Genomic DNA, 13,310 nt, shown 5'->3' with positions numbered 1-13,310 from the left:
CCGGCCTCGGGTGGGGGCGAAAGCCCCCTCCCTGGAGGGTGAGGCCCGTCTCGGAAACCGTCCGGTGGACGGTTTCAGGGCCGAACGGGCGAAGCCCCGGGGGCTGACCGGGCCGCTGCGCGACCCGGGCGTGGCGCGCCGCACCGGCCGCGCCCCGCGCCAGACAGAACAACCAGCCGGGGAGGGGCTGTAAATGGAACGTCTCTATCTCTACGACACCACGCTGCGCGACGGGCAGCAGACACAGGGCGTCAGCTTCTCCACCCCGGAAAAGCTCCGCATCGCCCGGATGCTCGATGACCTGGGCCTCGATTACATCGAGGGCGGCTGGCCCGGGGCAAACCCCACCGACAGCGCCTTTTTCGACGCGGCCCCCGCGACCCGCGCCACCATGACCGCCTTCGGCATGACCAAGCGCGCCGGTGTCTCGGCCGAGAACGACGACGTGCTGGCCGCGGTCACCAACGCCGGCACCCCCGCCGTCTGCCTTGTCGGCAAGACCCATGATTTCCACGTCACCACCGCCCTCGGCATCACGCTCGGGGAAAACCTCGAGAACATCTCGCGCTCCGTCGCCCATCTCGTGGCACAGAACCGCGAGGCGCTCTTCGATGCCGAGCATTTCTTCGACGGCTGGAAGGCCAACCGCGAATATGCGCTGGAATGCGTCCATGCCGCGCTCGATGCCGGCGCCCGATGGGTGGTGCTCTGCGATACCAACGGCGGCACGCTGCCGGTGGAAATCGGCGAGATCGTCCGCGATGTCATCGCCTCGGGCGCCCCGGGCGACCGTCTCGGCATCCATACCCACAACGACACCGCCAATGCCGTGGCCGGCAGCCTCGCCGCCGTCGATGCCGGCGCCCGTCAGATCCAGGGCACGCTCAACGGCCTGGGCGAGCGTTGCGGCAACGCGAACCTCGTCACCCTGATCCCCACGCTCCTGCTCAAGGAACCCTACGCCAGCACCTACGAGACCGGCGTCAGCCGCGCGGCGCTGGCCGATCTCACCGCGATCAGCCGCAAGCTCGACGAGATCCTGAACCGCGTGCCGGTGAAACAGGCGCCCTTCGTCGGCTCTTCCGCCTTTGCGCACAAGGCGGGGCTGCATGCCTCGGCCATCCTCAAGGATCCCTCGACCTACGAACACATCGACCCCGCGATCGTCGGCAACGAGCGCATCATCCCGATGTCGAACCAGGCCGGTCAGTCGAACCTGCGCCGCCGCCTGGCCGATGCCGGGCTGAACGTGCCAAAGGGCGATCCGGCGCTGGCGCGGATCCTGACGGAGGTGAAGGAGCGCGAGGACAAGGGCTATACCTACGACAGCGCCCAGGCCAGCTTCGAGCTGCTGGCGCGGCGCGAGCTGGGGCAGTGCCCGACTTTCTTCGAGGTCGACCGCTACCGCGTGACCATCGAGCGCCGCCGCAACGACCGGGGGCAGATGGTCTCGGTCTCCGAGGCCGTGGTGGTGGTGCGCATCGACGGCGAGCGGCATCTCTCGGTCTCCGAGAGCCTCGATCCGCAGGGCAATGACCGCGGCCCGGTCAACGCGCTCTCCAAGGCGCTGGCCAAGGACCTGGGCAAGTACCAGAACGTCATCGACGACATGCGCCTTGTCGACTTCAAGGTGCGCATCACCCAGGGCGGGACAGAGGCCGTCACCCGTGTCATCATCGACAGCGAGGACGGCGAGGGTCGCCGCTGGTCCACCGTGGGGGTTTCCCCGAACATCGTCGACGCCTCCTTCGAGGCGCTGGTGGATGCCGTCACCTGGAAGCTGCTGCACGCGAGCCAGCTTCAGACGGCTTGATGCAAAGGATCAACTATGATCGCCAACATACTGATTTTCATCATCATATCACTTTTCATGATGATCGGTATCGCGCTGGTCATGATCCTGTCGCAGCCCCCGCGCCGCAGGCTCTCCGGCGGGCGCATGGAGTTCGGCGGGCAATTGGCGCAGGACGTCGCGCCGCTGCCCGTCAGCCATGTCACTGCCCGTGACGGGACCGAAATGCCGGTGCGCGGGCTGGGTGGCCCGCCCGGCGCGCCGCTCGTCATCCTGCTGCATGGTTCCGCCTGGTACGGGGCGCAGTTCGACGGCCTGGCGCCGCAGCTGGCGCGCCATGCCGATGTCCTGGTGCCCGACCTGCGTGGCCACGGCGGCTTTCCCGGGCCCCGCGGCGACATCGCCCACATGGGACAGCTGGAGGAAGACATCGCCGACCTGATCGCGGCCCGGGCGCGGCCGGGGCAAAAGGTGATCCTGGCCGGGCACAGTTCCGGCGGCGGTCTCGCCATCCGCTTTGCCGGTGGCGAATACCGCGACATGATCGACGGTGCCGTGCTCCTTGCGCCCTACCTGCATTACCGCTCCGCCACGATCCGCCAGGACAGCGGCTGGGCCCATGTGCTGCTGCGCCGGATCATCGGGCTGTCGATCCTGAACCTCATGCGCATCCATGCGCTCGACGGGTTGACGGTGATCCAGTTCGCCATGCCGCGCGCCGTGCTCGACGGGCCCCGGGGCGACATGGCCACCACCGCCTATTCCTGGCGGCTGAACCAGTCCCTCGCGCCGCGCAACGACTATGGCGGCGATCTCTCTGCGCTGCCGCCCTTCCTGCTGATCGCGGGCGAGGCCGACGAGGCCTTCGACGCCGCGGAATACCAGCCCGCGATGGTTGCAGCCACCGACAAGGGGCGTTACCTGCTCTTGCCGGGTGTCGGTCACCTCGACGTGGTCAATGCCCCCGACACGCCGCAAGCCATCGGAGAGTTCCTTGCCGGATACAGCGACCAGCCCCAACCGGAATGACGCCTGGACAGAAGACCTGACGGCCTGTGCCGGCCTCGTCGAACGCGGCGATCCCGAGCGGTTCCGCACCGTCATGGCGGCCCCGGTGCCGGCACGGCTGTCGCTCTTTCCGCTCTATGCCTTCAACATCGAGGTCGCCCGCGCGCCCTGGGTCACCCAGGAGCCGATGATCGCCGAGATGCGCCTGCAATGGTGGCGTGACGCGCTGGAAGAGATCGAGAAGGGCGAGGGGGTGCGCCACCACGAGGTGGTCACGCCGCTCTTTCACCGGCTGCCCGCGTCCGGCACGGCGCCGCTCGATGCGCTGATCGAGGCCCGCCGCTGGGACGTCTGGAAGGAACCCTTCGAGGACGAGATCCATTTCCGCCGCTACCTCGATGCCACCTCCGGCAACCTGCTGCGCGCCGGCGCCCTGATGCTGGGCAGCCCCCTGGACGAGGAAGTCGCCGCCGACGCGGGCTTTGCCATGGGCCTGGCCAACTGGTTCCGCGCCGTGCCCGCGCTCGAGAGTTCCGGCCGCTATCCCTTGCCCGATGGTCGCCCCGAAACCGTGCAAATGCTGGCCCGCGAGGGGCTCGACCGGATCGCCGCGGCGCGCCGCCGCCGCGCCCGCGTGGCAAAACCGGTGGCGCCGCTGCTCTTTGCGCTGCCGGAGGCCCAAGGCCTGTTGAAACTGGCCGCGCGCGAGCCTGGCCGGGTCAAGCAGGGCGCCCTGGCGCTCTCGCCCTTCGCGGAACGCGTCGCCCTGATGCGTGTCTCGCTGACAGGGCGCTGGTAGCTCGGTGGCAGGCTAGTCCCGGCTGGCGCCCGCCACCTCGAGCGCAAGCCAGGCGGTATAGCTGGCGTTGGCCCAGACGGAATGGCGCAGGATCATCGGCACCTCGTGCGGGTGCATCTCGGTGATCGCATTCTCCACCCGGTCGCCCAGCTCGGGCAGGGTGCGCAGGCGCAGCACCACCTCCTCGCTCTGGGTCAGGTCCTCGCCGTCATGGGACAGCCTCAGCACCGTGTCGCCGCGGCTGGCGCTGCCGATCAGCCGGGCCTTCAGCAGGGCACTGGCAATCCGGTCGGCCGAGGATCGCGTGGGACACATCACCTCGACCTCCAGGATCATGCCGCGGCCTCGTCCCTGGGCCGCATCACCAGCCAGATCAACGCGCCGCCCGCCAGTGCCAGCAGCGGGATCATCGCCATGTTCACCGCGTACCAGCCCGCCTCGGGGCCGCCACCGCTGCAATTCATCAGCCCGCCAGAGGCCAGCGAGGCAAAGGTCACGCCGCCGAAGACGATCAGGTCGTTCAGGCCCTGGATCCGGCCGCGTTCCTCCGGTGTATGTGCCCCTGCCAGCATGGTCGTCGCCCCGATGAAGCCGAAGTTCCAGCCGATCCCCAGCAGGACCAGCGTGATGAAGAAGTTGCTCAGGTCAACGCCCTGCATGCCGGCCACCCCGGCGGTGGCCAGGATCGCCAGCCCGATGGCCATGATCCTCTCCACGCCGAAGCGGTTGATCAATGCGCCGGTGAAGAAGCTGGGGATATACATGGCCAGCACGTGGCTTGTGACCACATTCGCGGCATCTGCCTTGTCGTATCCACAGCCCACCACTGCCAGCGGGGTCGAGGTCATCACCAGGTTCATCAGCGCATAGCTGACCATGGCACAGATGATCGCCACCGCGATGCGCGGGGTGCGGATCATCTGCCAGCGGGTCCGCCCGGCGGGGGCGTCATGGGCCGGCGCGGGCGGTTTCGGGATGTCCAGGAAATAGAACAGGATCGGCGCGCAGAGGTTGATCACGATCATCGTCAGGTAGGTGCCCAGGAAGGGGATCACCATGGCATCCGCCGTCACCTTCACCAGTTGCGGCCCGATGATCGCCGCCGCCAGGCCGCCGGCCATGACATAGGAGATCGCCTTGGGGCGGAAGGTGGCAGAGGCGGTATCGGTGGCGGCGAAGCGGTAGAACCCCTGCGCCGACATGTAGACACCGGTCAGCAGGGATCCTGCCAGGAAGATCCCGAAGGAGGCCTGGTAGAGGCCGATCGCGCCGATGATCGTGCCGAGCGCGCCGAACCCCGCGCCGGTCAGGAACCCGGTACGCCGCCCGAACCGCTGCATCACCGCCGAGACCGGCGTGGCCGCCAGCATCGAGCCCAGCACGATCAGCGAGATCGGCAGCGTGGCAAAGCAGGGATTGGGCGCCAGGCTCTGCCCTGCCAGCCCTCCGATGGTGAACAGCATCGGCATCTGGGCGCCCAGCAGCGCCTGCGCCATGACGAGCACCACCACGTTCTTGCGGGCGCGGCGGTCGTCGGGCGGGGCGGGGGGCGCATCGGTGATCTGGTCTGTCATGGCGAAACCGGTAGAGCCTGCGCAGGCCTCGGGCAAGTCCTATCCGCGGCGCGCGCCTCCGGAACCGTTCCTGAACATGTGCATTTTCGCGGAGGGGGCAGGGTGGTGGTCTGCAAGTCACTGAAAGGGAGTGTTATAAAATCACGTATACGTGCGATAGTGCACAGGAGCTGTGGCGAAATGGAACGGTGCACATTTGTATGCAGCGGCCTAATTTTCCTGCGGAACTTCCCGGTGGGCGCGCTGTTCCGGCGCTGCACGGCCGGGGGCAGACCCTGCGACAGGAGCCCGAAATGGAAATCACAGCAGCCGTCATCAACAAGGCGCACGCGCCCTTCGAAATCGAGACGCTCGACCTTCACGGCCCCGCGGACGACGAGATTCTCGTGCGCATCGAAGCCGTCGGCCTCTGCCACACCGACCTCGCGGTGCAGCACGAGTCGATTCCGCTGGCCTTCCCGGTGGTGCTCGGCCACGAGGGCGCCGGCATCGTCGAGAAGGTCGGCAAGGACGTCACCAAGTTCAAGGTCGGCGACAAGGTCGTCATGACCATGGCCTATTGCGGCGAATGCGAGAACTGCCGGCGCGGCGACGTGATGTACTGCGAGAAGCAGGCGCAGATGAACTATGCCGGCGCCCGCCCCGACGGCAGCCGCACGATCTGTCGCCACGGCCACGATCATGGCCACGACCAAGAGATCACCGGTGCCTTCTTCGGTCAGTCCTCCTTTGCCAGTTACGCCGTCGCCAACCAGCGCAACTGCGTCAGGCTGCCCGATGATGCCGACCTGACGATGGCCGCGCCTCTCGGCTGCGGCGTCCAGACCGGCGCCGGCGCCGTGATCAACTCGCTCGATGCCCAGGCCGGCCGGGCCCTCGGCGTCTTCGGCGGCGGGGCCGTCGGCATGAGCGCCGTCATGGGCGCCGTGGTGCGCGGCTGCTCCCCGATCATCGTGGTCGAACCGGTCGAGGCGCGGCGCAAGCTGGCGCTGGAACTGGGCGCCACGCATGCGATCGACCCTTCCGCCGGCGATGTCACCGAGGCAATCCGCGCCATCGTGCCCCGCGGCCTCGACTATGCCGTCGACACCACTGCCGTGCTGCCGGTGCTCGAGGCCGCGCTGGCGGCCATGGCCGTGCACGGCACCCTCGGCATGATCGGCGTGCCGCGCGATCCCGCGTCCGAGCTGCCGCTCTCGCTCTTCGGTTTCCTCTCCGGCGGCTTGACCATAAAGGCGATCCTCGAGGGCGACAGCACTCCCGATGTCTTCATCCCCGAGATGTACGAGTACTTCCGCCAGGGCAAGTTCCCCCTTCAAAAGCTCATCGCCACCTATCCCTTCAACAAGATCAACGACGCCGTCGAGGATCAGGCGAGCGGCAAGGTTCTGAAGCCGGTCCTGGTCTTCTGAGACGGCAAGCACCAGGGCGTCCGGCCCGTCCGGGCGCCGGTTTCGGGTTGGGACACTCGGAATGACGAAAGGCGCCTCCTCGCGGGGGCGCCTTTTTACTGTCGCCCTCCGGCGGCCTGGTGCCGTGGCCTCGGGCGCCTGTCGTCACGCCCGGTCGATCAGATGGGCGAAACTGCCGCTCACATGGCCCTGCCGCAGGCCCATAGGGGGCAGGGCGCTGCCCTCGGCATCCTGCGCCTGAAACAGCGTCTCGCCCTCGGCCTTCAGCGTGGTCGCATAGTGGAATTCATGCCCGGCCCATGCGCCCGCCATCGGCCCGGCCCCGGCCTGAAGGCTGCGATAGCCCAGGTGTAGTTTCCGCCGCTCAAAGGAGGTCTCCAGCCGCAGCAGCCCGGCCATCCCGTGCCGCGTCCCGTCGGCATCCACCAACCCGTCGCCCAGCACCATGTAGCCGCCGCATTCCCCGAACACCGGACGCCCCTCGGCATGTTTGCAAAGACTTTGCAAAAATACCCGGTTTGCAGAGAGTTTGCCGGCATGCAGCTCCGGGTAACCCCCGGGCAGATAGGTGAAATCCGCCTCCGGCACCGGCTCGTCGGCCAGTGGAGAGAAGAACCTGATCTCGGCCCCCGCCGCGCGCCAGTCGCCCAGCAGATGCGGATAGGCAAAGGCAAAGGCCCGGTCCTGCGCCACGGCAATCACCTGCGCCGGCGGCGCCACCATCGGCGCCTCGCCTGCCTCGATCTCCCCGGCCAGAGCGGTCAGCGCCTCCAGGTCCAGCGGCCGGTCTCCCGGCACGCCGGTCTCGAGCGCCGCTGCGGCGCGGTCCAGGAAATCGTCGAGTTCACCCATCTCGCCCGCCTGCACCAGGCCCAGGTGCCGCGAGGGCAGAGCCAGGTCGGCGCGGCGCGGCAGACAGCCCAGCACCGGCAGGCCCAGGGGCGCCAGCGCCGCACGCAGCATGGCGGCGTGCCGCGCACTGCCCACCCTGTTCAGGATCACGCCGGCCACACGCACCCCGGGATCATGCCGCGCGAACCCGGCCACCAGCGGCGCCACGCTCTGCGCCATCTTCGCCGCATCCACCACCAGAACCACCGGCAGGTGAAGGCTGCGCGCGATATCCGCCACCGCCCCGCGCCCCGCGGGTGGCGCCCCGTCGAAAAGGCCCATGGCCCCCTCGATCACCAGCATCTGCGCCGCGCTGCGCCCCGCCAGCGCCCGCAGCCGCGCCGGCCCCATCGCCCAGGCGTCAAGGTTCAGACAGGGCGCACCACAGGCAGCCTCGTGGAATTTCGGATCGATGTAATCGGGGCCGGATTTGGCGCCGGCCACGCGCAGGCCCCGCTGTCGCAACAGCCGCAGGGCGGCAAGGGTCACCGTGGTCTTGCCCGCGCCCGATGAGGGGGCGGCCAGGATCAGCCCCTTCACGACACCTCTGCCGGCAGCCCGCGCTCCAGCGGGTCCAGGTTGCGTGGCGCCACGCCGCCCGCCAGCGCCTGCCAGTCGAGCACCTGCCGCATCAGCACCGAGCGCCCGATGCAGAGGATCGCCGGCGGTTGCAGCCCGCTGTCCTCCAGATCCTCGGCCATGCGCCCCAGCGTCGTCTCCAGCACCTGCTGGTCCGGGGTCGTGGCATTGCAGACCACGGCGGCCGGCTCATCCGCATCGCGCCCCGCCTCCAGCAGCGCATCGGCAATCCGCTTGGCATGTTTCATGCCCATGTAGATCACCAGCACCTGCGCCCCCTCGGCAATCGCCTTCCAGTTCAGGCTGGTGGGCGCCTCGCCGGTCTGGTCGTGGCCGGTCACGAAGGTGACGGACTGGTTCACATCGCGATGGGTCACCGGGATGCCGGCATAGGCCAGCCCGCCGATGCCCGCGGAAATGCCGGGGATGATGCGCACGTTGATGCCATGCTGGATCAGCGTCTGCGCCTCTTCGCCGCCCCGGCCAAAGACGAAGGGATCGCCGCCCTTCAGCCGCAGCACCCGCTTGCCCTCGCGCGCCAGGTCCACCAGCCGCAGGGAAATGTCGCGTTGCTTCGCCGAGGGCTTGCCGCCCCGCTTGCCGGCATAGATCAGCTCTGCCTGCGGCGCCCAGCCAAGGATCGCATCCGAGACCAGGGCGTCATAGATCACCACGTCGGCCTGGCGCAGCGCGTTCAGCGCATGCAGCGTCAAAAGCCCCGGATCGCCCGGCCCGGCCCCGCAGAGCCAGACCCATCCGGGTTCGAAATCGGGCCAGTCGGCCATGGGAAGCGGTGAGTCATGCATGCCCCCAATATGCCCGTTCCCCGGGGGCAGGAAAAGCCCACCCGCGCAATCAGGATCATGATCCCCGGGCCATGCCCCCGCCGCCGAACGGAATTCCGGCCCAGCAGCCCGGCGTGGAACCGGCTCCCCTCATCTGGCCGGAAATATCCCGGGGGAAGGGGCCGCAGGCCCCTGGGGGCAGAGCCCCCTCGGCGCCCGCCGATTTGCCACGCTCCGATTTGCCCCCTCCGATTTGTCACCCTCGGATTTGGCATGGCACTCGCCGCCCGCGCCCCTATGATCCGGCGCATGAGCCGCAAACCCTCCGGACCTCTCCGCCGTGGCTGGACCACGGGCGCCTGCGCCACCGCTGCCCTGCGGGCGGCGCTGCTCGCGCTCTGGGATGCGGCGCCGGACCGGGTGCAGATCACCCTGCCGCGGGGCGAGACGCCGGTCTTCGACATCGAACATGTCGCCACGGGACCCGGCTGGGCCGAGGCGACGGTGATCAAGGATGCCGGCGACGACCCCGACGTGACCCATGGTGCGGCGATCACCACGCGGGTGATCCCGGGCGGGCAGGGCATCCGCTTCAGCGCCGGCGAAGGCGTGGGCATGGTCACCCGTCCCGGCCTGCCGATCCCGCCGGGAGAACCCGCGATCAACCCGGTGCCGCGCCAGATGATGGAGGAGCAGCTGCGCGATCTCGCCGCCCGCTTCGGCCATGATCTCGACGCCGAGATCCGGGTTTCCGTCGCCGGCGGCGCCGCGCTCGCCGCGCAAACCTGGAATCCCCGCCTCGGGATCGAGGGCGGGCTCTCGATCCTGGGCACCACCGGCATCGTGCGGCCCTTCTCCTGCGCCGCCTGGATCGCCTCGATCCACCGCGGTGTCGACGTGGCCCGCGCCGCCGGCCTGCCGCGGGTGGCCGGCTGCACCGGTGCGACGTCGGAAAAGGTGGTGCAGGGGCTCCATGACCTGCCCGATCATGCCATGCTCGACATGGGCGATTTCGCCGGCGGCATGCTGAAATACATCGCCGCCCATCCGCTGCCCCATGTCACCATCGGTGGCGGCGTGGGCAAGCTCACCAAGCTGGCCCAGGGGGCAGGGGATCTGCACTCGGGCCGCTCGCAGGTGGATTTCGCGGCGCTCTCCCGGGCGCTCGAGGCGCCCGAGGTGGCGCAGATGAACACGGCCCTGCAGGTGCTCGAAACCCTCGGGCCGCGCTTCGGCACCTGGGTGGCCGAGGAGGCGCTGGCCGAGATGCGCCGCCGCCTGCCCGAAGGTATCTCGGCCGATGTCGTGGTGATCGACCGCAAGGGCACGATCGTGGGGCGCGCCGGATGATCCTGCTCCTCGGCGGCACCTTCGAGGCCCGGCAACTGGCGGGCCGGCTCGCTCAGGCGGGCACGCCCGCCCTCGTCTCGCTGGCGGGCGCGGTGCGCCGCCCCGCACCCCAGGCGCTGCCCACCCGGATCGGCGGATTTGGCGGCGAGGCGCCGTTTCGGGCCTTCCTGCGCGAGGCGGGCATCACCGCCGTGCTCGACGCCACCCATCCCTTCGCCGCCCGGATCACCGCGCGCACCGCCCGTGTCTGCGCCGACCTTGGGCTGCCCCATGCGGTGCTGCGCCGTCCCGGCTGGCAGCCCGGCCCGGGCGACGACTGGCGCCGCATCGGGGCCGAAGAGGAGGCCGCCCGGCACATCCCCCCCGGCGCCCGGGTCTTTCTCGCCACCGGCCGTCAGACCCTGCCGCGCTATGCCGGCCTCGCGGGCCGCCACCTGACCCTGCGCGTGATCGACCCGCCCGAGGCGCCCTTTCCCTTCCCGAACGGCGGCTTTCACGTCGGTCGGCCGCCCTTCACGGTCGAGAGCGAGACCCATCTCTTCCGTGACCTCGGCATCCAGTGGCTGATCGCAAAGGATTCCGGCGGCGCGGGCGGCCGGGCCAAGCTCGATTCCGCCCGCGCGCTCGCGCTCCCGGTGCTGCTCATCGACCGCCCGCCGCTCCCCGAGCGCGTCACCTGCCTCTCCACCGTCGAAGAGGCCCTTGCCTGGGCGTTGGTGCCGTGATCTCCCGCATCCTCACCGACGAAGGCGTGCTGGCCGAGGGCGTCGCGGCTCTTGCCACCATCGATCCCGCCATGGCGCGCCTCGCCGAGACACTGCCCCTGCCGCCGCTCCGGCGCCGCGCGCCGGGCTTTGCCACGCTCCTGCAGGCGATCACCGGCCAGCAGGTCTCCACCGCCTCCGCCGCGGCCATCTGGGCGCGGCTCGAGGCCGCGTGCCTGACCAGCGAAACCGCCGTGACGGAGGCCGGCGAGGAGGGCCTGCGCGCCTGCGGCCTCTCGCGCCCAAAGATCCGCTATGCCCTGGCCATCGCCGGCTCGGGCACCGGTTTCGACGCCCTTGCCACGCTGCCCGACGAGGAGGTCATCACCCGCCTCGTGGCGCTGCCCGGGATCGGGCGCTGGACGGCCGAGATCTATGCCACCACGGCGCTCGGCCGGGCCGATGTGCTGCCCGCGGGCGATCTGGCCTTGCAGGAGGCCGCCCGGCTGCTCTACGGCTTGGACGCGCGCCCGACCGAGGGGGCGCTGCGCGCCCTGGGCGCGCGATGGAGCCCCTGGCGGGGCGTTGCGGCGCGGATGCTCTGGAGCTTCTACCGCGCCGAGAAGAACAGAGAGGGGATGCTATGACACGGGTTCTGCAGGCAGAGAAGAAGGCACCGGTTTCGGGCGAGACGCGCTCGGCGGTGGTCTTCCTGCATGGCTATGGCGCCAACGGGGCCGATCTGCTGGGGCTGGCCGACGTGCTGGGCGAACACCTGCCCGACACGATGTTCGTGGCCCCGGATGCCCCCGAGAGCATCCCCGGCGCGCCCTTCGGCTACCAGTGGTTCCCGATCCCCTGGATGGATGGCTCCTCCGAGGAGGAGGCCGAACGTGGGCTGCTCGCGGCCGCGGACGACCTGAACGCCTTTCTCGATGCGCTGATGGTCGACGAGGACCTGCTGCCGGAACAGGTGGCGCTCTTCGGCTTTTCCCAGGGCACGATGATGTCGCTGCAGGTCGCGCCCCGGCGCGAGGATCCGGTGGCGGGCGTGGTGGCCTTCTCGGGCCGGCTGATCCGCCCCGAGATGCTCGTCGACGAGGTGCAGAGCCGCATGCCCGTGCTGCTTGTGCACGGCGACGAGGACCCGGTGGTTGATCCCGCCAGCCTGCCCGCTGCCGCCGAGGCGCTGCAGCAGGCGGGCTTCAAGGAGGTCTTTGCCCATATCATGAAGGGCACGGCCCATGGCATCGCGCCGGATGGCCTCTCGGTGGCGCTGGCCTTCCTGCGCGACAAGTGCGGGTTCTGAGGCGCTTGCCATAGGCAAGGCAAGGGGGCTCTGCCCCCATCAGCCTGCGGCTGCCCCCCCCGGAGTATTGTCCGGAAAGATGAAACACGGGCATCCCGCCCTCATTCATCTTTCTGAAAATACTCGATCACGAGATCCGGGCCGCGCTGCCGTCACTCCTCGGGGAACCACAACCGGGGTTCGGCGAATTCCAGCGAGTTGCCGGCAGGGTCGCGGACATAGATCGAGCGCGCCCCGCCCGGCCAGTGGAAATCGGCCTCGATCGGATGGCCCGAGACCTCGAGCCGTTCGGCCCAGGCGTGGATCTCGGCCGCGCTGGCGGCAAAGCAGATATGCCCCTGTCCCGTGGCGCCGTGCGGCGGCACCGGCATCGCCGGATCGTCGCCGCCGGTCACCGTGCGGGCGGGGTTGAAGAGCAGCAGCATCTGCCGACCGATCCGGCAGAACAGGTGCCTGTCGCCGGCGCGGGCGATCTTCTCCAGGCCGAGCACGCCGGTATAGAAGGCCTCGGCCGCATCGAGATCCTCGGCATAGAGCGCAGTTTCCAGGATCGCGCCGGGGCGCAGGGTCTCCGAGGGAAGGATCTGATCCATGGCAAAACCTCTCGTCTGATAGGATTGAGCTAGGGGGCGCGCGCCTCGGGGCAAGGACAGGCAGGGCGCCGATTGTCATTTGGGCGTTACGCGGCGCGGGTATGGCTTTGGCAGGTCGCTGTATATCATGGGGCTTGTCAGGCGAGACACGCGATATATAGTTTTTTCATGCCCTCGGCGTAGAATGCCGGTGGGCAGGTATCGGATCGGCGGAACAGCAGAACGGCGGAGGGCCGGATGCGGGAAGGCGAAAGATCACGGACAGGACGGCAGCGGGCGCCGGGGCGGATCCCCGATCTGCGTCCTGAGCTGTGCGCTGGTCGTGCCGGTGATCGTCGCGGAGGCCACCGGTCCGGGCGGCCGCAGGCCGAGATAGACCGACCGGGCAGCAGGCCGCTCCTGCGCGCCCTCACCAGGCGGCCAGAGAGCAGTCCGCGCCCGATGCGGCTGCATCTGCGGATGCCGATACGGGCCCGGATGGTGCCGGTGACCACAGACAGGATGACCCCGAGGC

13 protein-coding genes are annotated in these 13,310 nt (G+C 69.4%); 8 read left to right on the top strand and 5 right to left on the bottom strand.

Annotation, left to right across the window (positions count from 1 at the left end; translation table 11 throughout):
* Nucleotides 1-193: 193 nt before the first annotated feature.
* Genes cimA through AC0WR5_RS11830 form a run of 3 tightly spaced genes read left to right on the top strand, consistent with a single transcriptional unit; the run spans nt 194 to nt 3,599 of the window.
* Complete coding sequence (gene cimA / locus AC0WR5_RS11840) at nt 194-1,813, top strand: citramalate synthase (RefSeq protein ID WP_475863358.1); 1,620 nt, start codon at nt 194-196, stop codon at nt 1,811-1,813.
* Between the two features lie 15 nt (nt 1,814-1,828).
* Nucleotides 1,829-2,821 (top strand): alpha/beta hydrolase, encoded by a 993-nt coding sequence (locus AC0WR5_RS11835; RefSeq protein ID WP_475863356.1) that lies wholly within the window; start codon nt 1,829-1,831, stop codon nt 2,819-2,821.
* The gene (locus AC0WR5_RS11830; protein ID WP_475863354.1) at nt 2,787-3,599 is read left to right on the top strand and encodes a squalene/phytoene synthase family protein; all 813 of its coding nucleotides are present in this window, start codon (nt 2,787-2,789) and stop codon (nt 3,597-3,599) included. The genes AC0WR5_RS11835 and AC0WR5_RS11830 overlap by 35 nt, the downstream gene beginning before the upstream one ends.
* Nucleotides 3,600-3,611: 12 nt before the next feature.
* On the opposite strand, the gene cutA is transcribed toward AC0WR5_RS11830, so the two are convergent.
* Together cutA and AC0WR5_RS11820 are read right to left on the bottom strand one after the other, a co-directional pair.
* The gene (gene cutA, locus AC0WR5_RS11825; protein ID WP_475863353.1) at nt 3,612-3,935 is read right to left on the bottom strand and encodes a divalent cation tolerance protein CutA; all 324 of its coding nucleotides are present in this window, start codon (nt 3,933-3,935) and stop codon (nt 3,612-3,614) included.
* On the bottom strand, nt 3,932-5,173 hold the full coding sequence (locus tag AC0WR5_RS11820) for an MFS transporter (protein WP_475863351.1): 1,242 nt from the start codon (nt 5,171-5,173) through the stop codon (nt 3,932-3,934). Before AC0WR5_RS11820 ends, cutA begins: the two co-directional genes overlap by 4 nt.
* A 293-nt stretch (nt 5,174-5,466) precedes the next feature.
* Here AC0WR5_RS11820 and AC0WR5_RS11815 point away from each other — a divergent pair, with 293 nt between their 5' ends.
* A complete protein-coding gene (locus AC0WR5_RS11815) occupies nt 5,467-6,585 on the top strand; it encodes an NAD(P)-dependent alcohol dehydrogenase (RefSeq protein ID WP_475863350.1) in 1,119 nt (372 codons plus the stop codon).
* Nucleotides 6,586-6,729: 144 nt separating this feature from the next.
* Here AC0WR5_RS11815 and AC0WR5_RS11810 read toward each other — a convergent pair whose 3' ends face one another.
* Both AC0WR5_RS11810 and cobA read right to left on the bottom strand, forming a co-directional pair.
* On the bottom strand, nt 6,730-8,016 hold the full coding sequence (locus AC0WR5_RS11810; RefSeq protein WP_475863348.1) for a cobyrinate a,c-diamide synthase: 1,287 nt from the start codon (nt 8,014-8,016) through the stop codon (nt 6,730-6,732).
* On the bottom strand, nt 8,013-8,861 hold the full coding sequence (gene cobA / locus AC0WR5_RS11805) for a uroporphyrinogen-III C-methyltransferase (RefSeq protein ID WP_475863347.1): 849 nt from the start codon (nt 8,859-8,861) through the stop codon (nt 8,013-8,015). Before cobA ends, AC0WR5_RS11810 begins: the two co-directional genes overlap by 4 nt.
* Before the next feature lie 288 nt (nt 8,862-9,149).
* Here cobA and AC0WR5_RS11800 point away from each other — a divergent pair, with 288 nt between their 5' ends.
* The 4 genes from AC0WR5_RS11800 to AC0WR5_RS11785 are packed head-to-tail and all read left to right on the top strand — an operon-like array spanning nt 9,150 to nt 12,203.
* Entirely contained in the window at nt 9,150-10,190 is a 1,041-nt protein-coding gene (locus AC0WR5_RS11800) for a cobalt-precorrin-5B (C(1))-methyltransferase (RefSeq protein WP_475863345.1), read from the top strand.
* Nucleotides 10,187-10,915 carry a cobalt-precorrin-6A reductase gene (locus tag AC0WR5_RS11795; RefSeq protein ID WP_475863344.1) on the top strand — a complete coding sequence of 243 codons (729 nt, stop codon included), beginning with the start codon at nt 10,187-10,189 and terminating at the stop codon, nt 10,913-10,915. Before AC0WR5_RS11800 ends, AC0WR5_RS11795 begins: the two co-directional genes overlap by 4 nt.
* Nucleotides 10,912-11,541: a DNA-3-methyladenine glycosylase family protein gene (locus AC0WR5_RS11790; RefSeq protein ID WP_475863343.1), complete on the top strand. Its 630-nt coding sequence runs from the start codon at nt 10,912-10,914 to the stop codon at nt 11,539-11,541. The genes AC0WR5_RS11795 and AC0WR5_RS11790 overlap by 4 nt, the downstream gene beginning before the upstream one ends.
* The gene (locus tag AC0WR5_RS11785) at nt 11,538-12,203 is read left to right on the top strand and encodes an alpha/beta hydrolase (protein WP_475863342.1); all 666 of its coding nucleotides are present in this window, start codon (nt 11,538-11,540) and stop codon (nt 12,201-12,203) included. Before AC0WR5_RS11790 ends, AC0WR5_RS11785 begins: the two co-directional genes overlap by 4 nt.
* Nucleotides 12,204-12,355: 152 nt before the next feature.
* Here AC0WR5_RS11785 and AC0WR5_RS11780 read toward each other — a convergent pair whose 3' ends face one another.
* A complete protein-coding gene (locus AC0WR5_RS11780) occupies nt 12,356-12,796 on the bottom strand; it encodes a VOC family protein (RefSeq protein WP_475863341.1) in 441 nt (146 codons plus the stop codon).
* Nucleotides 12,797-13,310: the final 514 nt, after the last annotated feature.

The sequence above is a fragment of the Pseudooceanicola sp. DL12 genome (genome assembly GCF_056270665.1).
Note: the sequence above shows the minus strand (reverse complement) of the source record. Positions and strands in the feature narration are given on the sequence as shown.

Bases quoted from the DNA above. Each gene is read 5' to 3' on its own strand.
- cimA (WP_475863358.1), top strand. From the start codon at position 194: ATGGAACGTCTCTATCTCTACGACACCACGCTGCGCGACGGGCAGCAG.
- AC0WR5_RS11835 (WP_475863356.1), top strand. From the start codon at position 1,829: ATGATCGCCAACATACTGATTTTCATCATCATATCACTTTTCATGATG.
- cutA (WP_475863353.1), bottom strand. From the start codon at position 3,935: ATGATCCTGGAGGTCGAGGTGATGTGTCCCACGCGATCCTCGGCCGAC.
- AC0WR5_RS11820 (WP_475863351.1), bottom strand. From the start codon at position 5,173: ATGACAGACCAGATCACCGATGCGCCCCCCGCCCCGCCCGACGACCGC.
- AC0WR5_RS11815 (WP_475863350.1), top strand. From the start codon at position 5,467: ATGGAAATCACAGCAGCCGTCATCAACAAGGCGCACGCGCCCTTCGAA.
- cobA (WP_475863347.1), bottom strand. From the start codon at position 8,861: ATGCATGACTCACCGCTTCCCATGGCCGACTGGCCCGATTTCGAACCC.
- AC0WR5_RS11800 (WP_475863345.1), top strand. From the start codon at position 9,150: ATGAGCCGCAAACCCTCCGGACCTCTCCGCCGTGGCTGGACCACGGGC.
- AC0WR5_RS11795 (WP_475863344.1), top strand. From the start codon at position 10,187: ATGATCCTGCTCCTCGGCGGCACCTTCGAGGCCCGGCAACTGGCGGGC.
- AC0WR5_RS11785 (WP_475863342.1), top strand. From the start codon at position 11,538: ATGACACGGGTTCTGCAGGCAGAGAAGAAGGCACCGGTTTCGGGCGAG.
- AC0WR5_RS11780 (WP_475863341.1), bottom strand. From the start codon at position 12,796: ATGGATCAGATCCTTCCCTCGGAGACCCTGCGCCCCGGCGCGATCCTG.